Source organism: bacterium, assembly GCA_040755755.1.
GTDB lineage: Bacteria > SZUA-182 > SZUA-182 > DTGQ01 > DTGQ01 > DTGQ01.
Genome location: JBFLZW010000055.1, coordinates 72,025 through 91,509, shown reverse-complemented (window position 1 = coordinate 91,509; position 19,485 = coordinate 72,025). Strand labels below are relative to the sequence as shown.

Here is a 19,485-nt window from a genome sequence, read left to right as displayed (position 1 = left end):
AAAAATATACTGGGTAAGCTTTTATTCTATTTTCTTTGGGGAATCTGAAAGCAGTAAATCAGATTCCCCGGTATACACGTGGGTTATCAGAAAAATGTCAGGCAACAAAATTTTATGACCTTATCTTAGACAAATTTTTATGCAACAGGCCATATATTTTCTCCTGGTCCCCGGTACTATCACCCCATACTTGAGTGTAATCCTGCCAGATTTTTCCTGATCTTTCAGCCACTCATCAAATTATCCATGAGAAATGGTCGCGGTGGTATTGTTCTTGCTGAAAATAAAACTATTCCCGGCAGCGGAAAATGCCTGCTCATGATAACAGCTTAAGAATCAGCGAGGGCCAGGAAAAGCATGGAATGGATACGACAAAATGTGGAACTTTTTGCCATTACTCATGACACGCGAAAACTCTTTCTTATTGTCTATGTTGGGGGAGCGGCTGTTATCGCTTTAACCTGCGGTCTGTTTTACTTTGCCGTCTGGGTGATGGCTCATTTTGTTCTGGAGATTTACAAGAGAACAAAAATTTCCGCCGGATTTTCGGGAATGGACATTCTCATCGCCCTGTCCCATTGCAAATTGGACCTGACGTTTCTCTTCATCGGCCTGTGCATTGATGTCGTCTCCCATCATTCGGTCGCTTTTGCCGTAGCGAATCCGCAATTGTATCTGGCCAGAGTATTGAGGATTTTCAAATTCGAGGGCTTGATTAAAACAGCCGAGATGATGCCCCGTGTTTTTGGAACGGTAAAAGCCAGCAGTTGTGTGGTCCACCTCAGCAATGAACTGGCTGAAAATGCTCGTATTGAAACTGATGAGCGACCTTTCCGGGTGAAAAAGCCGGACATTATTGCCCTGCTCATCATTTTCCTGTCAATGCTCCTGACCTTTGTCATTCCTCTCAAGATGGGATTCACTATCCCGGAAATTCTTCATGGCCTGATTGAGGTCCTCGCTCCTTAAAAAAAGGGCGATGGCCTATTCAATCAGGCAACCAAAAAGCTCAGGATCATCAGAGTAATGGTGATGATAGTCAAAGTAAGAGAGTAAGCGCTCCACTCACACTTTCTGATCATACAGAGGGTAAAAAGAGATGCGGATTGAAAGAAGAAGAGAAAGTTTTTATTCATATTTAATGCCCTCCAAATAATAGTTCATCTATGGTTAGTGATAGCTTATGTGTGTTAAATTTATTCAGGCGTTTCCTTGATGGGAATTTATTTCGCATAGTATACAGCAACTTTCTTCATATGTAAAGATAGTAACATTAATATACATAAATTATGTATATATTGTGTATAATAACCTGGACTTATCTGTATTGCAATACCTCCTTTTTCCCCCTCTCCCTTTCTTTCTCTTTTTATGGTATAATTTTGTGTTTGCCCCGGTAATGGGTGAGAAATTACCATCAAAGAATAAACATCAAGGGATTTTTAATTTTGTCGGCCGACAATTATAAGACTTTGGTGAAAGTTCAAGTTTATAAAGAAATCAAGGAGGCGATCGATGGGGAGCTTGGGTTTGGCTTTCAAAAGCTTTTTTACCGTGCTCAAGAATAATGAAATGGCAAAGAGGATCTCCAGCATTCTTTCCGGAGCCCCCCCAGAGGGAATTCAGATACTCTCCCTTCTGCAGCGGGAAGGTCGTCTGATCGACTTTCTTCAGGAAGATATTTCCGCTTATTCTGACTACCAGATAGGGGCGGCGGTAAGGACAGTTCATGAAGGGTGTAAAAAAGCGCTGGATGATATCCTCGCGGTTGAGCCGATCAGGAAAGAGCCGGAGGGGAGCACGGTGACCGTCGAGAAGGGAATCGACCCTTCCGTGGTTCGGCTGAGTGGATATGTGATCGGGGATCCGCCCTTTACCGGAATCTTGAAACATCACGGCTGGAGGGCCTGTAAGGTAAAATTGCCTGATCTGCCGAAGGGCCAGGACCCATCGGTGATCGCCCCGGCTGAAGTAGAGGTTATCAAGCCACCGGAAGAGAATGAGCCGAGAAGGGCAAAAACTTGAAGTTTACCATAAGGCAATAGCCGGCAAAGCTTTTTCAGGAGGATTTTCATGATAGATTCACGGTATATTGTGGGCATTGACCTGGGTACGACCAACTGTGCGGTAGGATTTGTCGATACCGCAGACCCTTCGGTCAGGGAAGGTAATTACGAGGTTCACTATCTTCAGATTCCCCAGTTGGTTCATGAGGGAGCAGTGGAGTACCGAAACCTTTTGCCCTCATTCCTGTATCTGCCCGGATCGTATGAGCTGGCAAAAGGAAGCCTGGCTCTGCCCTGGGATGCGGAGCGCACCTTTGCCATCGGTGAGCTGGCCAGGACACGGGGGGCCGAGGTGCCCCAGCGGCTGGTTTCCTCGGCCAAATCCTGGCTCTGCTACGGTGAAGTGGATCGGAAGGCCCCGATTCTGCCCTGGGGGAGTCCGGCCGAGGTTGAAAAAGTATCGCCTCTTGAGGCTTCACGGCGCTATCTGGAGCATATCCGGGAAACCTGGAATTATGTAAAAGGCGAGGACGATCCAGGGAATTTCCTCGAACATCAGCAGATTTTTCTGACTGTTCCGGCCTCCTTCGATGCCGTGGCCAGGGAGCTGACCATGGAAGCGGCCCGGGATGCAGGTCTGGAAAACGCCATTTTGCTGGAAGAGCCGCAGGCGGCCTTTTATTCCTGGATCCACGCCAATGAGGAATGGCGGGGCAGGGTGAAAGTCGGCGATCTTGTTCTGGTCTGCGACATCGGAGGAGGAACCACTGACCTGAGCCTGATCGCGGTCGCTGAGGAAGACGGAGCGCTGGTCCTCAACCGCGTGGCTGTCGGTGAGCACATCCTTCTGGGCGGCGATAACATGGACCTGGCTCTGGCTGTGGCTATCCAGAACAAAATGCGGGAGGAAGGCGCACCGGCGCGCCTCGATACCTGGCAGAACCGCATCCTGTGGCAAAACTGCCGTCTGGCCAAGGAGACCATCCTGAATGATCCCGACTGCCAGGAATATTCGGTCACCATCCCCGGACGGGGGAGCAGTCTGATCGGAGGCACGCTGAGCAGCCGGTTGAGCCGCCGGATGGTGGAATCGGTGCTGGTTGAGGGATTTTTCCCGGAATGCAGTGCCGAAGACCGCCCCAGAACACAGCGGGCCGTGGGTCTTCAGGAATGGGGATTACCCTATGCCGCCGATGCCGCGGTCACCCGCCATCTGGCCCGTTTCCTGGGGGCACAGATTGGTGCTTTGGAGAATTTCCCGCAATTGCGCGAGAAAAATCCGGGGAAAAAATTTATCCATCCCACAGCGATCCTTTTTAACGGCGGAGTCTTTAAGGCCGGTCTTCTCCAGGAACGGCTGGTCGAGATTCTCAACTCCTGGATCGAGGCCGAAGGAGGAAATCCGCTGAAGGTGTTACCGGAAACAAACCTTGATCTGGCTGTGGCTCATGGGGCTGCCTCATACGGTCTGGCCCGCCGTGGTCAGGGTATCCGCATTCGCGGAGGTGCCGCCCGCTCATACTACATCGGCATTGAAACCTCCATGCCTTCCGTGCCCGGATTTCCTCCGCCGATCAAGGCCTTGTGTGTTGTGCCCTTCGGCCTGGAAGAGGGGACCGAAGAGGAGATCCCCGGCCAGGAATTCGGCCTGGTCGTGGGTGAGCCTGCGGAATTTCGCTTTTTCGCCTCCTCGACCCGACGGAGCGACCAGATTGGAGAGCTGATCGAAAACTGGTCGGATGAAATCGAGGAATTGGCCTCGCTTGAAGCGCACCTCACGATGGAAGGAAAGGAAGGAGTCGCCATTCCGGTTCGTCTCCATGCTCATCTTACGGAAATCGGCACCCTGGAGCTGTGGTTTGTCAGCCGGGATGAGCACAACCGCTGGAAACTGGAATTTACCGTCAGGAAACCCTACGGGGAATAAGGGGAAACCTGCATGAGTTTGTCGCATCAATTTGGCGGGAGTTGGACTGAAGAAAAGCTCAGTCGAGTAAAGAAATATCTGGTCGCCTACATGACGATTTTTAAGGGAAATAAAAATGCTTCGTATTATAAGACTATTTATGTTGATGCTTTTGCTGGCACGGGATACCGCAGCACTCAATTAAAAGATACGGATATGACTATTTCCCTCTTCAGTGATAAAGAGGAGGAGGATGGATCAATATATTTTTGTCGAACTCAGCTCAGATTTTGTCATGGGATTGGAATCCTTGCGTCAGCAGTTTCCCCAAAAGGCAAACAGAATAGACATAGTTCGGGAGGAAGCAAATAGCTTTCTTCAGTCCTGGTGCGAGAAGCAAAATTGGCGAACTACCCGTGCTGTGGTTTTCCTTGACCCTTATGGAATGCAGGTCGAATGGAAAACGATTGATGCTATCGCACACACTAAAGCAATTGACTTATGGATCCTGTGCCCACTTGGACAAGCGGTGAACCGGCTTTTGACAAAAAATCAACCGCCGTCAGATAGTTGGGCTGCACGGCTTACAAAATTTTTCGGCACAGAGGAGTGGAAAAAGGCATTTTATCGAACGCCAAAACAAACGACTTTATTCGGTCCTGAAGACAGCCTTCAGAAAAATGCTGATTTTGATTCGATTGGCAAGTTCTTTATAAACCGACTTGAAACAGTTTTCGTAAAGGTGGCCCAGAATCCTTTACCCCTTCGTAACTCAAGGAATGTGCCGATCTTCCTTCTCTGTTTTGCCTCTGCTAATCCGAAAGGTGCTCCTACTGCTGTGAAAATTGCTCAATATATATTAGGGAAGTAATCATAATCGTGGCTACAAGATCGAAAATTGAATGGACTGACATTACATGGAACCCAGTGACTGGCTGCACAAAAGTCAGTCCTGGGTGTATGCACTGCTATGCTGAGCGTATGGCACATAGGCTGCAAGCTATGGGGCAAGCACGATATAAAAATGCTTTCAACCTAACGTTACATTATGATTTGATTGAGCAGCCGCTGAGATGGTTCAAGCCTCAGATGGTTTTTGTAAATTCCATGAGCGACCTGTTTCATGAAGAGGTACCCTTTGAATTTATCCAGCAAATATTCAATATCATGGCGCTTTGCCCTCACCATATTTTCCAGATCTTGACAAAGCGGAGTGAACGCCTTCGGGATATCTCTCACCTCCTAACTTGGCCTGAGAATGTCTGGATGGGCGTTAGTATTGAAAACGAGAGTACTGTCTATCGCATCGATGATATTATACAAGTTCCTTCCAGCGTTCGGTTTCTGTCTTGCGAGCCGCTCATAGGCCCGCTTGATAATTTACCTCTTCAAGGGATTCAGTGGGTCATAGTGGGTGGAGAGTCGGGTCCAGGTGCCCGTCTAATGCATATTGAATGGGTAGAGAGCATATTACGCCAATGTAAAAAGCAGAATGTGCCGTTTTTCTTTAAACAATGGGGAGGGGTTCATAAGCATCTCACCGGACGAATCCTTCACGATAGGACATACGATGAACTGCCTGGAGCAGCGTATAGGCATCCACATGCACCAGTATTATTTAAAGTGGCCTGAAACAACTATGGAAGTATGCTGTTTATCAGTAGGGCAGGGCTCTAAATCCCTCCATATACCGTAAATGATGAGAAGGAGCAGGATAAATCAATGAGGATATTGTCGGGTATTCAGCCATCGGGCAGCTTTCATATCGGTAACTATTTTGGCATGATGAAAAAAATGATCGAGTATCAGGAGCAGCACGAGCTTTTTTGCTTTATTGCCAATCTGCATGCCATGACCACGGTGGTGGATGGTGAGCTTCTGGCCAGGCAGACACTCGATGCGGCTACGACTTTTCTGGCCCTGGGGTTGGATCCCGAAAAATCGATCTTCTGGGTCCAGTCCGATGTGCATGAGGTAACGCTGCTTACCTGGATTTTATCGAACCTGACTCCGCTGGGACTGCTGGAGCGCTGTCATTCCTATAAGGATAAAATCGCCAGGGGATTCAGCCCGCATACCGGCCTGTTTACCTATCCTGTCCTGATGGCCGCAGACATTCTCCTCTATCAGTCGGACAGGGTGCCGGTAGGCCAGGACCAGAAGCAGCACCTGGAGGTGACCCGCGATATTGCCCTCAAGTTTAACGGCCAGTATGGCGAGGTGTTCAGAATCCCGGAGGCAGAGATCAGCGAAGATGTGGCTGTTGTTCCGGGCATCGATGGCCAGAAGATGTCGAAATCTTATGGTAATACGATTGAAATCTTCGCTGAAAAGAATCAATTGAAGAAAAGGGTCATGAGTATCGTAACTGATTCAAAGAGCGTGGAAGAGCCCAAGGACCCCGAGGCATGTAATGTTTTCAAGCTCTCCAGACTCTTTCTTTCCAAAGAGGAGACCGAAGAGCTTCGCCAGCGGTATCTGGCTGGCGGGATCGGCTACGGAGAGGTAAAAAAAGCCCTGGTCGATCTGATCTGGCAGTATTTTGCGCCTCATCGTGAAAAAAAGAAGGCTTTGGAAGAGGATCGGGAGTCCGTGAAAAAGATCCTCAAAACCGGTGCCGAAAAAGCCCGCTCCATTGCCCTGGAAACCCTGAAAGAAGTAAGTAAGAAAGTCGGCATTGTCTATTAGGGACAAAAAATCATGAACACTGCTATTCATCACTCAACCACCGCCCGGTCCCCCTTTACCGTGGGTATTGACCTGGGGACCACAAACTGTGCGGTTGCCTATATCGATAACGCTGCCGGGGGAGAAGGAAGCATCGAAATCTTTCAAACCCTTCAACTGGTTTCGGAAGGAAACCTGTCACCCCTGCCCATGCTCCCCTCCTATCTGTATCTGGCCGGGCAGCATGAGCTGATGCAGGAAAACATCCGCCTGCCCTGGGACGATAAAATTACCATCGTGGTAGGGGAATTGGCCAAAAAACTGGGGGCCAGTGTGCCGTCGCGGCTGGTTTCCTCGGCCAAATCCTGGCTCTGCCATACTGGAGTGGACCGGAAAGCCGCCATTTTACCCTGGAGTGGAGCACGGGACCTTGAAAAACTCTCTCCGGTGGAGGCATCTTCCCGCTATTTGCAGCATATCCGGGATGCATGGAACCATCAGATGGCTCAGGGCAGGCCGGAATACCGGTTGCAGGATCAGGAGATCATCCTGACCGTTCCGGCCTCTTTCGATGAAGTTGCCCGTGAGTTGACCCTGGAGGCTGCACAGAAAGCCGGATTCACCAAAGTTACTCTTCTCGAGGAACCCCAGGCAGCCTTTTATGCCTGGATCGCCATGAACCGCGATTCATGGCACCGGTACCTGCATAATGGCCAGATTGTGGTCATTTGCGACATGGGCGGCGGCACTACCGACTTCAGCCTCATTACCGTGCAGGAGGAGGGGGGAAAGCCCGTATTTACCCGCGTGGCAGTGGGAGATCATTTGATTCTGGGCGGCGATAACATCGACATGGCCCTGGCCCGTCATATCGAGGTCAAACTGACGGGGCAGGCCGGAAAGCTCGATTCCGGCCAGTGGTCCATGCTCTGCCACGGCTGCCGCCGGGCAAAGGAAGCGCTTTTGACCGAAGGCCATAAGCAGAATTCCTTTCCGATTGTAGTTCAGGAAAGAAGCAGCCGCCTGATCGGGAGCACCCTGAAATACGAATTGACCGAAGCGGAAGTGCGGGAGATTGTCCAGAATGGCTTTTTCCCCATCACCCGGCTGGAGGATGATCCGGTCAAGTCCTCCCGCATGGGATTGCAGGAGTGGGGGCTTCCCTATGTGCAGGATACGGCCGTGTCCCGCCATCTGGCCTCATTTCTGAGAAAGCACCAGGCCAGTATCCGTGACCTGCGGGAGAAAACCGGCCAGCCCGCCGCCGACCTTGCCCGGCCCGATGCCATTCTCTTCAACGGCGGGGCGCTCAAGCCAAAGTTTTTGCAGGACAGAATCGTTCGGATCATGGAGAGCTGGTTCCCGGCGGATCGCGGAGCGGAGGAAGACATAAAGGCATGGAGCCCCGTGGTGCTCGCCCATGAGATGGGCGATCTTTCCGTAGCCTATGGGGCCGCCTATTATGGCCAGGTCCGGCGGGGAAAAGGCATCCGCATCAGCGGAGGCATCGGACGCTCCTACTATATCGGGATCGGCAAGGAGGGGGAGGCATCCCCTCAAGCCCTGTGCCTGGTTCCCCGAAAGATGGAAGAAGGACAGGAAGTCGAAGTCAGAGAGAGGGAGTTTATCCTATTGATCGGCGAGCCGGTAAGCTTTCCTCTCTATACTTCAAGCACCCGTCTGCTTGACCAGGTGGGAGATATCCTGCCGGTCAATCTGGAAGCAGGGGACGAGTCGTTCACCCCCCTGCCACCGATCCAGACCATTTTGCGGCGGGGCAGGGCCAAGCTCACCAAGGTGCCGGTGCACCTTCGGGCCAGACTGACCGAGATCGGAACTCTGGAGGTATGGTGCGTCTCACGGGATGGAGACCGGCAGTGGAAGCTCCAGTTCGGAATCCGGGAAGAGGGAAAATCAAAGCCGGTCTCATCGGTGATGGAAGATCGGGAGGCGGCAGCGGAAGAAGGAGAAGCCCTGGATGTGGAAAAAGTCAGGCCGCTGTTTTCATCGGCCTTCGGCACCGATTCCGGTTCCGGAGAGCCGCTTCCGGGTCTTGGCAAAGTGACTCCGGATAATCTCTTGAAAAAAATGGAAGAAGTGCTCGAAACTCCCCGCCAGGCATGGCCGATATTCACCCTGCGCACCATGGGTGAAATGCTCCTCGATCTTTCAGGGCTTTCAGGGCAAAGGGGGCGCTCCCCACTCCAGGAGGCACGGTGGCTGAACCTGGTGGGCTTTTGTCTCCGGCCGGGATTGGGGTATCCTCTGGATGAGTGGCGGATAAAAAATCTCCTGAAAGTAATTTCTCAGGGGATGAAGGAAGTAAAAGACCGGGAAATCCGCACCCAGTTATGGATACTCTATCGCCGGATAGCCGGTGGGCTCAATCAGAATCAGCAGACCGAGGTCTTTCGCAAGATATCCCCCTACCTGGTCCCCCAGAAGAAAGCTCCTTCCGGGCCAAAGCCGTCTCCTCACGAATTGACCGAGATGTGGCGGCTGGCCGCAAGCCTTGAGCGGCTGGATGAAAACAGCAAGGAGTCGCTGGGAAATACCGTGCTGGACCGCTTGACAAAGGGGAAGCCCCTTGGGGCCGACCTGTGGGCACTGGCAAGGATCGGAGCCCGCCAGCCACTCTACGGAAGCGTTCATGCCGTGGTTCCGGCTGAGCTTGCAGAGGAGTGGATTATCCGTCTTCTGGAAACCAGGGACTTGCCCCAGGATGAGAAAATCTTCACCCTGACTCAACTTGCCCGAAAGACCCCGGATCGGGCCCGGAACATCAGTGATGCGGTGCAAAACCGGGTGATCGGATTTCTTTCCCTGGCCAGGGAGGAGGCATCTTCCGGGCATGGCCGAAAATCCGACCCGGCCGCTCTGGATCAGGCTATCCAGAGTATCCGGGAAGTGAGCCATTACCAGACCAGGGAGCAGAGCCTCGTTTTTGGCGAATCCCTGCCCCGAGGGCTGCAATTGGTGGTCAGTGGCGAGTGATCAGTGGTTGGGAGCAACTTTATTTGAGAAGCATAAATATGGTGACAATTGCCCCTGTCTGAGCTATCAGAAGGCCGGCCATCCAGCCGACAACCCACTTGCTAACACGTGATTTTGCTTGCTCTATCTCCTTGGTAAGTCTCAACTCTACTTCCCGAAGATCACCTTTAGTGGCCAGCTTTTGCTTTTCGGAGTCTATCATTGCCTCAATGTCTTTTACTACTACCTGAGCCTTTTCCTTCCCCCAAGTCTCCGAAAAGATATTGAATAATTCTATTGCCTCTGTGCTTTTCATTTCGATGCCACCCTTGCTTCGTCTTTTTGAGATTCAATCCATCTCTCAATTTCTTCTTTCTTGAAAAGTCTTTTCCCTCATATAAATATATACGTTCATGATTACATCGTCAAACAAATAATTCCCCCTCGGTGTAACTGAATTCGGACAATATCCATGACTTTCATAAATGATCACCAGCCAGAGGAAAAGCCAGGGTAAAGGTACTCCCCTTGCCGGGCTCGCTTCTCACTGTCACACTCCCTCCAAGCTCCAGGACATTTTTTCTGGTTATGGCCAGCCCCAGCCCCAGTCCTCTTCTCTTGGTGGTGACATAGTCGGTAAAAATGGTATCGATTCGCTCTCTGGGAATCCCCACCCCGGTATCTTCTATTGATATTTTGGCCATCGCCTGTCTGAGCTCAAATCTGTCATCCCTGCTTAAGGTAATCCGCAGGAGGCCGCCCCTGGGCATGGCTTCGATGGCGTTTGTCATCAGGTTTCTGATAATTCTCTCAAGCAGGAACCTGTCAGCCGATATCCGCACATCCTGAGCCTGGCAGATGAGCCGTAATTCAATCCCCTTCTGACTGGTCTCATCCCGGTAGAGGTTGACCATTTCCTTGAGGAGTGCCTCGACATGTAACTCTACAGGAACAACAGGGGCCGGGCGGGTAAGGTTATGCAGGTCTTCCAGAAACCGGTTGATGTTGCTGAATTCTTTTTGCACTGTTTTATGGAAAACCTCCCGGTATTCCTGATCGTCATAGAGCCGCAGGATGAGATTGCTGCTGTTTTCGATATTCTTGATCGGATGCTTCAGGTCATGGACCAGGCCGGCCGCCAGTCTGGCGAAAATTGACAATCGTTCATTGAGGCGGATCTCCTCCTGAAGCCCGGCCAGTTTCTCGGTCATCAGATTAAATGAATTTCCCAGTTCCTCGAATTCGTCCTGGGAAGAGACCATCACCTTTCTGCTCAGATCCCCGGAAGCGATAACCCTGGTGGCCTCGATCAGCTCATGGATAGGACCCGTTACCCGTTTCCCGCCGATAATCCCCAGGGTAATCATAACCACGAGGAAAAGAATTATCAATGCAGATAAGGCCCGGCTCATTCTGGTGGCGATCATGAATGCCTCACCGGCAGGCTGCTCGACAATCACTCCCCAGCCCAGGAGCTTCATGGGATGGCCGGTCCCCAATACCTCGTTACCGGCATCATTGGTATAGGTCAGAGTGACGGTTTTCCCCTGCAGGACGGTTTTGATTATTTGAAGATGCCGCAGATTTTTCTGCCTGAAGACATCCGGCTTTCGCTCATCATCTCCATGAGCGATGAGTAAGCCCGAACGGGAAACCACGAAAGCAACTCCCTTATTTCCGATTCTGACCCTGTCGATCAAGTCCCACATCTCGGGAAGATCGATCTCTCCAATAATAACCCCCTCAATGTTACCGGTAGTGTTGATTGGAATGGCAATAACCATCGAGGGCACGAGGTTGTCAGAGATAAAAACCTCGGAGAAATAGGTTCTCCCCTGTATGGCTATTTGAAAGGATTCCTCACCTGATCTGTCCCGTGGTTTTTCTTCCAGCCTGCTGCTGGCGACCTCGAGTCCGCTACGGTCAAGAATGGATATCTCCCGGAATTCGGCAAAATTGATAACGAAATTTCTGATAATGACCTCTTTTTGCCAGGTATCCAGGTAAATTCTATTAATATTATTTGCCAATCCCTGGAGAATACAGAGGTTATATTTTATATAGTTCTCGATCTGATCAGCCGTTCCGATGGCCACCCATTTGTTTCCATCTGAAACGGATTCAAAACAGGCTTTTCGTGATGTCCTGATCGAGAGAATCCCGTAGATAAGGAGAGGCACCAGGGCGGAGAGAACCAGGACAGAAATCAGCTTCGTGGATATCTTGTGAGGATTATGGTTAATCGCTGAATACCTCTAATTTGACCGAGTCGAGTTAGTACAACGAGACTTCCAAAACGTCATTCCCGCGAAAGAGGGAATCTCTGTGCTACTTGGTATTTCTCCCGCAGAGACGCAAAGGCGCAGAGGATGTCATTTTTGGTCATTCTCCGCGCCTCTGCGTCTCTGCGGGAGATCATTCTTCCATGTCTCGTTGTAATATTAGAATGTCCCCGTAATTCCGGTCAGGAAATTAATCCCGGGTGCAGGAAGTCCCTGAACCTCATAGTACTTCTCATTCAACAGGTTATTAATCCGGGTAAACAACCGCCATTGACTTGCCAATGTGAGCCGGGGAGGAATTCTATACTGGAACGTTACATCGACCCGTGTATAACCAGCGTTATGTTTTTGCATCAGATTCCCCTTAAGGTCGTAGTAAGAACTGGGTGGATCGAGATAAGCCAGAGAGTATTCACTGCTGACTATCTGAACAACAGGCTGAAGCGAGAATCCGCCCTGCTGGTAGTCCGCTGCTATTTTCCAGGTATTCCGCGGCATCTCGGGGATTTCGTGGTGATGAACCTCATCCTCTGTGTCGAGATAGGTATAGGAGACTTGAAAACCAAGTACCGCGAAAGGGTTATACATAAATTCCCCTTCGATTCCTCTGGCTGTGGCCTTACTGATATTATAAAAACCTGAAGGGGTTCTGGTAATAAGATCCTTATATTTCGTAAAGAACCCGGTACATCCGATAGTAAGGACGTTAAAAATGGATTGCTCCACACCCGCCTCATAGCTGTCATTCCGTTCGGGTTCAAGCTTCGGATTCCCGTATTGGGGATAGTATAATTCTTTGAAGGTAGGAGCACGAAATCCCTGTGCCCAACTGCCCTTAAAACGAGTCCCTGTTGGATCAAGAGAGAGGGATGCACTGATGCGCGGGCTTACAACATCTCCATAGACCGAATTATTGTCCCAGCGAAGTCCGGCAGTCGGGATAATAGTCAGGATGTCACGGAAGGGATGAATTTCGAGCCGGTCCTGGAAAAAGAGGGATACCTGATGGCGGTTTTTATCGATGACCTTTTTACTGTCTGGCTTACCGTTGGTTTCCGTCAGGGCAAGGCTATCCACGGACTCCTGCTCATAATCGAGCCCCGTACTGAGGGTATTATCTAAAATATCGGGTAAGGCAGGCCAGAAAAAATCAAGCTGTGTTGCGGCCATCAGCCGATCACTTGAGACATCATTGATCGATAGTTCCGCAGGTTTAGCATATTTTCCCTTTTCTGTTCGGTAGTGGTCGTGTAAAGCTCCCAGGGTTACCTTATAGTGCCAAAAGTCACCAGCATCCCCTTCAGCAGACAGAACCTGCTGAGAGAAGCGGTCACGCCGGACTCCCTTCTCATCCCGGAAGTAAGTATACTGGGTTGAGGAGATTTTGCCTTCCGGATTAACCGCCAGCTCTTTTTTTGCCTCCCAATAGCGGCAGATTGCCTTGAGGGACAAAGAATTCGCGGCCTGCCAGTCAACTCTGGCGGTCAGGCCCTTATTCCAATAGGCATCATGATCAAACTGCCCCTGTGAATTTGTTTGCACGGTTGCTGAAAGAAGATAATTTACCTTTTCCCCTCCTCCGCCATACTCCAGTGATTCCTTCAGGTTCCCAAAACTTCCACCACCGACAGAGAAAGCAGCGCCCCGGTTTTCCTTTCCTGCCTTGGTAAAAAGGTGCACCACTCCGCCCATGGCTTCCGAGCCGTAAAGTTCGCTCTGGGGACCTCGCAGGATTTCGATCCGGCCAATGTCTGCCAGGTCCGTATTTCCCCATTCTCCGTAGGCGCCATCCCAGGGAGAATTGACTTTCATGCCATCGAACAAGACCAGGGTCTGATTGCTATTGCTCCCCCGCAAACGGATGGTGATGGTTTCACCCGTAGTGCCGGAGCTGTTGATGGCAATGCCTGGCGATCCACGCAGAATTTCATCGACTCGGCCAGGGCGCTTCTCATCCAGTTCTTCCTGGGTGATGAGGGTGATAGATGTGGCGGATTTGCTGCCGGACTGGGGAATCCGGTCAGCAGAGACGATAACGGGTTCAAGCTGGCATACTTTTTCAGCTCTCGCTGGCAGCGGGAGCAGGCAAAGGCAAAGGTATAAGAAGCCAGGGAGCAGGCAGATTGAAGTTTTTATTTTCATAGGTATTTTTTTTCTCCTCCCCCAGGAAGTTTTATAATCAAAATTGAACCAATTATCATCCAAAGTAAAACGTTTCAAACTGAATTATATAATTCCCAGTATACAGGGCAGTATTCAGGAAATCAAGACATTGAAAAAGCTTCAGAATTTTTCATCCGGGTGCCGCTCATCCATGGATATATACCACAGACGAAGACCATCACTGACTCCCATATAAGGAGAAAGCTGTATCCCCTGGAACCGTTTATGCACGCCAAGGAAATACTCCTGCCAGAAAAGAAATATACCGGGAGGATCTTCCTTCATCTTGGCCTGATATTGCCAATAGATATCTTTTCTCTGCTCCTGGTCTATGGCGATTCTGCCCTGGTCGAGCAATTGATCGATCCTGGGATTACGGTAAGAGAAGAAGTTGAACCCGTTCCCGATCTGTGATGAGTGCCAGAATTGATAGTTATTATCCGGATCATTGCCAGAATAAATATACATAAAGGCTGCATCAAACTTCCTGCTGAAAAGATACTCGTTATTCATTATTTCCAGAGGCAGCTTTTTTGCCTTAACCAAAATACCGATATTCGATAACTGGTCCATAATTTGTAAAGATACTGCTTCAAGTTCATCATGGCCTTCAGGCAGGCAAAGCTGAAACTCAAACAGCTTGTCGTCTTTATCCAGAATATAGTCGCCATCGGTATCCCTCCAGCCTGCCTCTGCCAGTAATTCCAGTGCCTTGTGAGTATCATGAGGGAATGGTTTGACCCTGGCATCAAAGGCCCATGAATAGGGAGGGATAGTCCCTGCTGAGGCAATTCCCTTTTCTTTCAGAACTTTTCTTATGATGCTTTCCCTGTTTATTGCATAATTCAGGGCCTGGCGAACTCTCCTGTCCTGAAAGAGAGGATTAGCCAGATTAAATCCCACAATATAGTAATAAGGCATCAAGGCAGAGTAAATCCTGAAACAGGAAATCCTTTTTATCATATCATATGAAGCAGAATCAGAGAGTTGAAAGGCATCGGTCTCCCCATTCATCAAATTTGCCAAAGCACTGTCCTGGCTCTGAAATATTTTGACTACTACCCGGTCAAGATATGGTCTTCCAAGAAAATAATCCTGATTCGCTTCGAATTCGAGCCTGTCAGGAGACCATTGAGTGAGGCGAAAGGGACCAGTGCCTATTGGCTGATAGTTAAATGGGGTATTGTGGATATCTCTCCCCTGCAGAAGGTGCCTGGGAACAATACCTAAGACCAGACCATAAATAAAAGATGCTGAAGGGCTGATCAGGTGAATGTCGATCGTATATGGATCCCTGGCCTCTACCTTGGTAATCTGCTGGTAAAATTGACTATATCCCTTCCTGAGGTGAGGATCTCTCAACAGATTGATAGTGAATGCCACATCAGCGGCAGTGAACGGCTGGCCATCATGGAACCTTACTCCTTTTCTGAGATGAAAGGTCCACTTCCTGCCTCCATCACCTATCTTCCAGGAGGCTGCCAGACATGGTTGTATCTCGCCTTTTTCCGTTATATCGATCAAGCCATCAAATACAATATCAATGAACTGAGCCGAAACGCCGCTGTATTCCAGGAGAGGATTCAAGGTGGCAGGTCTGGTAATCTGGCCAATGGTAAGGGTGCCTCCAAAAGGTTTGGCAGGATTACTATCATTACAGCATGGCAACTGATGGTGTGGTATCTGGCCAAGAAAGAAAATGAGGAAGGCAAGCAGGATGAGCAGCTTTTTATTGTGCATCCATGTATACCTGCAAAAATGTTGGTTTATGATAATAATGCAGCCAGTAGGTTTAATATATTATATAGTTAAACCGAGAGGCTGTCAATAAGGCGGGACAGATTCAGGAGGAAAGGGCTGGCAGGGAGCCCTCAGGAATCTTGAGTCTAGCTCCCAACGGCTGCCTCGATTTGGGTGACGAAAACCTCCCCATGGAGGCGTTGCTGTACTTCTTCCGGGGATGCGCACTCGAAAAACAGCTCCAAAGCCTCCCGAAGATTATCCCGTGCTTCTTCAATGCTTTTTCACAAAGCCCTTTTCCCTGGCCCGTCTTCCGGTAATTCCCCTCCGGAGTAATTGAAAATGCCAGACAATACCGATTCATGGAGCAATACTCAGGATGCGATCGGGAAATCATCAGATAAGGTTTTGCTATGCATATTGCACAAATTGCACCGTTATTTGAGAGCGTTCCGCCGAAATACTACGGGGGGACTGAACGGGTGGTATCCTATCTTACTGAGGAATTGATTCGGCAGGGTCATGAAGTGACCCTTTTTGCCAGTGGAGATTCAATCACCAGAGCCCGCCTGATCGCTCCCTGTAAACGGTCCCTGAGGCTGAACAGGGAATGCCAGGACTATATGGCTCATCATGTACTGATGCTGGAGCAGGTCTTCAAGGAGGCTGATCACTTTGACATCGCACATTTTCATATCGACTATATCCATTTTCCCACCTTGAGACGGTTTAAGATCCCTCATGTCAGTACCCTGCACGGAAGGCTGGATATTCCGGATCTCTTTGATCTCTATCGGGAATTCCGCGAAATGCCTGTGGTCTCCATCTCTGATAACCAGCGCAAGCCGCTCCCCTGGATCAACTGGCAGGGTACTATTTACCACGGTCTGCCGGAAGACCTCTATACTTTTCGTGAGGAGCACGGCAAGTATCTTGCCTTCCTTGGCCGTATCTCACCTGAAAAGCGGCTGGACCGGGCAATTCAGATTGCTATGCGGGTCGGGATGGAAATTAAAATTGCGGCCAAGGTTGATCTGGCAAATATGGACTATTTCAACGATGTGGTTAAGCCTCTGTTCAGGAATCCTCTGACCGATTATATCGGCGAGATCGGAGAGCATGAAAAGAACGAGTTTCTGGGAAACGCCTATGCACTCCTGTTTCCCATTGACTGGCCGGAGCCCTTCGGCCTGGTAATGATCGAGGCTATGGCTTGTGGAACTCCGGTTATCGCCTATCGTTCAGGTTCTGTTCCGGAGATTATCGACGATGGTGTCACGGGATTTTTGGTGAACGGAATGGAGGAGGCGGTGGCGGCAACCAGGCAAGTCACAGCCTTGAGCCGCCGGCAATGCCGCCAGGTTTTTGAGGAGCGCTTTTCGGCAAGGCGCCTGGCCAAAGACTATCTGAAGCTTTATCAGCGGATGACAGATGCCCGGGAAGCTGTTGAGCAGAAAGGCAATCTCAGGCAAAACAGGGCTGTCTTTATTCAGGAAAACACCGATGGGGCAGGGTGAGCACAAGATGCAGGGAGGCTGCTGGAAAACAGGAAGGAGGACCGTTGGAAGAGAATATTCATGTTGAAGATGAGTTTTATATCCTGGCCACATTTTCCCTGGCTGAAAAAAACAGGCGGGTTCTGAAGCAGGGTGAGACGTTTGCCGTGTTTGACCATTATGGGGATATTCTGTGTCTGGGAAGCTGCGAGCAGGGTATCTATCATGAGGGGACACGGTTTCTCTCCCGCCTGGAGCTTCGTCTGGGCAAAAACCGTCCTCTGCTTCTCAGCTCGACTATCAGGGAAACCAACGAGGTTTTGGCTGTAGATCTGACCAATCTCGACATTCTGGTTAATGATGAGATAGTGGTCCCGCGGGGCTGTTTACATATCTTCCGCTCCAAATTTCTCTGGCAGGGTGCAAGCTACGAGCGTCTGAGGTTATCGAATTATGGTCTTACCGAGGTAAGGATCAGTTTTTCTTTGTGCTTCGATGCGGATTTTGTCGATATTTTCGAAGTCCGGGGCATGGTCAGGGAGCGAAGGGGCAGGAGGCTGGATGACCAGGTTGAGGGATCGAGGGTTGTCCTTTCGTATGAGGGCCTCGATGGAATAATCCGGCAGACGCACATCGAATTCTTCCCGCGGCCGGATTGGCTCTCCTCATCCGAGGCGCGCTTTCAGGTATGCCTCCAGCCGAAGCAGTCGGCCATAGTTTTCATGACGGTGTGCTGCACCTGCAGTGCAGGCAGACTTGTGCCTCATTCCTACCAAAGTGCCTGGATTGAGGCAGCAGAGTCCCTGAAAGGCATACGGTCCCAGTTCTGCAAGGTGCAAACCTCTCATGAGCAATTCAATGAATGGCTGAATCGCTCCCAGGCTGATCTTTATATGATGGTCACTGCCACACCGCAGGGACTCTACCCGTATGCAGGCGTTCCCTGGTACAGCACGGCTTTTGGCCGGGATGGAATCATCACAGCCTTCCAGATGCTTGTGGTTAACCCTGATATTGCCCGGGGAGTCCTGGCCTGTCTTGCCTCCATACAGGCCAGGGAAACCGACGCTCACCGGGATTCCGAGCCCGGCAAGATTCTCCACGAGACCCGCAAGGGGGAGATGGCCGCTCTGGGAGAAATTCCCTTTGGCCGCTACTACGGCAGTGTGGATTCAACCCCGCTCTTTATTATCCTGGCCGGAGCCTATTATGAGCGGACCGGGGATCAGGCATTTATTCAATCCATCTGGCCCAATATCGAGCTGGCTCTTGAATGGATCGATATATATGGCGACCAGGATAAGGACGGGTTCGTGGAGTATATGCGCCGCACCCACGAAGGACTCATCAACCAGGGCTGGAAAGACTCCCATGATGCTGTCTTTCATGCCGACGGAACCCTGGCCGAAGGTCCGATTGCCCTTTGCGAAGTGCAGGGGTATGTTTACGATGCCAGGCGAAGAGCTGCTTATCTAGCCTCCGTTCTGGGGTATACCGAAAAGGCCGAGATGCTCCTGCACCAGGCGCAGACGCTCAGAGACCGCTTCGAGGAGGCATTCTGGTGTGAGGACCTCTCCACGTATGCCCTTGCTCTGGATGGAAAAAAGAACCCGTGCCGGGTCCGTACCTCCAACGCCGGTCATTGCCTCTTTTCCGGCATTGCCAGCGATGAGCGTGCCTGGCGTATTGCCGAGGCCCTTCTTGGCGACGCTTTTTTTTCCGGCTGGGGTATCCGGACCGTGGCTGAATCGGAATCGCGATATAATCCCATGTCCTATCATAATGGCTCTGTCTGGCCTCACGATAATTCCCTTATTGCTTATGGACTGTCCCGCTACAAACTGAATGGATCCATTCCCAAGATCATCGCCGGCCTTCTTGACGCTACCCTCTTCATGGATCTTCACCGCATGCCGGAACTGTTCTGCGGATTTGTCCGCAGACCGGGCGAAGGCCCGACTCTCTACCCTGTCGCCTGTGCGCCGCAATCCTGGGCTATCGGCGCGGTGTTTTTGCTTCTGCAATCCTGTCTTGGGCTGTCCATCAATGCTCCGGCAGGCCAGGTCTGCTTTTATTACCCCGTTCTGCCGGAATTTCTTGAGGAGGTTGAGATTAAAAACCTCAAGGTCGCAGGGGCATCGATCGATCTTTCGATCAGGCGGTATGTCGAGGACGTGGGCGTCGTTGTGCTGCGCCGGGAGGGTACTGTTGAAGTTATCGTTATTAAATGAGCTGTAGCCGTTCACTGATCC

The 19,485-nt window shown here is 50.5% G+C and carries 14 protein-coding genes and 1 pseudogene; 9 read left to right on the top strand and 6 right to left on the bottom strand.

Annotated features, from left to right (window positions below; all coding sequences use genetic code 11):
• Positions 1-357 precede the first annotated feature (357 nt).
• Complete coding sequence (locus AB1611_17020; protein ID MEW6381288.1) at positions 358-969, top strand: hypothetical protein; 612 nt, start codon at positions 358-360, stop codon at positions 967-969.
• Between the two features lie 23 nt (positions 970-992).
• On the opposite strand, the gene AB1611_17015 is transcribed toward AB1611_17020, so the two are convergent.
• Entirely contained in the window at positions 993-1,136 is a 144-nt protein-coding gene (locus AB1611_17015) for a hypothetical protein (GenBank protein ID MEW6381287.1), read from the bottom strand.
• A gap of 379 nt (positions 1,137-1,515) precedes the next feature.
• Here AB1611_17015 and AB1611_17010 point away from each other — a divergent pair, with 379 nt between their 5' ends.
• From AB1611_17010 to AB1611_16985, 6 genes are all read left to right on the top strand, one after another.
• On the top strand, positions 1,516-2,025 hold the full coding sequence (locus AB1611_17010; GenBank protein MEW6381286.1) for a DUF2760 domain-containing protein: 510 nt from the start codon (positions 1,516-1,518) through the stop codon (positions 2,023-2,025).
• Positions 2,026-2,073: 48 nt separating this feature from the next.
• Positions 2,074-3,933, top strand: a complete 1,860-nt coding sequence (locus AB1611_17005; GenBank protein ID MEW6381285.1) for an Hsp70 family protein — start codon at positions 2,074-2,076, stop codon at positions 3,931-3,933.
• A gap of 232 nt (positions 3,934-4,165) precedes the next feature.
• The gene (gene tcmP, locus AB1611_17000) at positions 4,166-4,783 is read left to right on the top strand and encodes a three-Cys-motif partner protein TcmP (protein ID MEW6381284.1); all 618 of its coding nucleotides are present in this window, start codon (positions 4,166-4,168) and stop codon (positions 4,781-4,783) included.
• A gap of 8 nt (positions 4,784-4,791) precedes the next feature.
• Positions 4,792-5,544 (top strand): phage Gp37/Gp68 family protein, encoded by a 753-nt coding sequence (locus AB1611_16995; GenBank protein MEW6381283.1) that lies wholly within the window; start codon positions 4,792-4,794, stop codon positions 5,542-5,544.
• Between the two features lie 90 nt (positions 5,545-5,634).
• The gene (trpS, locus tag AB1611_16990; protein MEW6381282.1) at positions 5,635-6,600 is read left to right on the top strand and encodes a tryptophan--tRNA ligase; all 966 of its coding nucleotides are present in this window, start codon (positions 5,635-5,637) and stop codon (positions 6,598-6,600) included.
• 12 nt (positions 6,601-6,612) lie between these two features.
• Positions 6,613-9,573, top strand: a complete 2,961-nt coding sequence (locus AB1611_16985; protein ID MEW6381281.1) for an Hsp70 family protein — start codon at positions 6,613-6,615, stop codon at positions 9,571-9,573.
• A 19-nt stretch (positions 9,574-9,592) separates the two neighbouring features.
• Here the strand turns inward: AB1611_16985 and AB1611_16980 are convergent, their stop codons facing one another.
• The 5 genes and pseudogenes from AB1611_16980 to AB1611_16960 all read right to left on the bottom strand — a co-directional run bounded on the left by AB1611_16980 (position 9,593) and on the right by AB1611_16960 (position 16,018).
• Complete coding sequence (locus AB1611_16980) at positions 9,593-9,868, bottom strand: hypothetical protein (protein MEW6381280.1); 276 nt, start codon at positions 9,866-9,868, stop codon at positions 9,593-9,595.
• A gap of 163 nt (positions 9,869-10,031) precedes the next feature.
• Positions 10,032-11,732 carry an ATP-binding protein gene (locus AB1611_16975; GenBank protein MEW6381279.1) on the bottom strand — a complete coding sequence of 567 codons (1,701 nt, stop codon included), beginning with the start codon at positions 11,730-11,732 and terminating at the stop codon, positions 10,032-10,034.
• 261 nt (positions 11,733-11,993) lie between these two features.
• Complete coding sequence (locus AB1611_16970) at positions 11,994-13,976, bottom strand: TonB-dependent receptor (GenBank protein MEW6381278.1); 1,983 nt, start codon at positions 13,974-13,976, stop codon at positions 11,994-11,996.
• A gap of 141 nt (positions 13,977-14,117) precedes the next feature.
• Complete coding sequence (locus tag AB1611_16965; protein MEW6381277.1) at positions 14,118-15,737, bottom strand: ABC transporter substrate-binding protein; 1,620 nt, start codon at positions 15,735-15,737, stop codon at positions 14,118-14,120.
• A 146-nt stretch (positions 15,738-15,883) separates the two neighbouring features.
• Positions 15,884-16,018: pseudogene (locus tag AB1611_16960) on the bottom strand (type II toxin-antitoxin system HicB family antitoxin).
• 132 nt (positions 16,019-16,150) lie between these two features.
• Here AB1611_16960 and AB1611_16955 point away from each other — a divergent pair.
• Positions 16,151-17,254 carry a glycosyltransferase family 4 protein gene (locus tag AB1611_16955; protein MEW6381276.1) on the top strand — a complete coding sequence of 368 codons (1,104 nt, stop codon included), beginning with the start codon at positions 16,151-16,153 and terminating at the stop codon, positions 17,252-17,254.
• 44 nt (positions 17,255-17,298) lie between these two features.
• The gene (locus AB1611_16950; protein MEW6381275.1) at positions 17,299-19,464 is read left to right on the top strand and encodes an amylo-alpha-1,6-glucosidase; all 2,166 of its coding nucleotides are present in this window, start codon (positions 17,299-17,301) and stop codon (positions 19,462-19,464) included.
• Positions 19,465-19,485 lie beyond the last annotated feature (21 nt).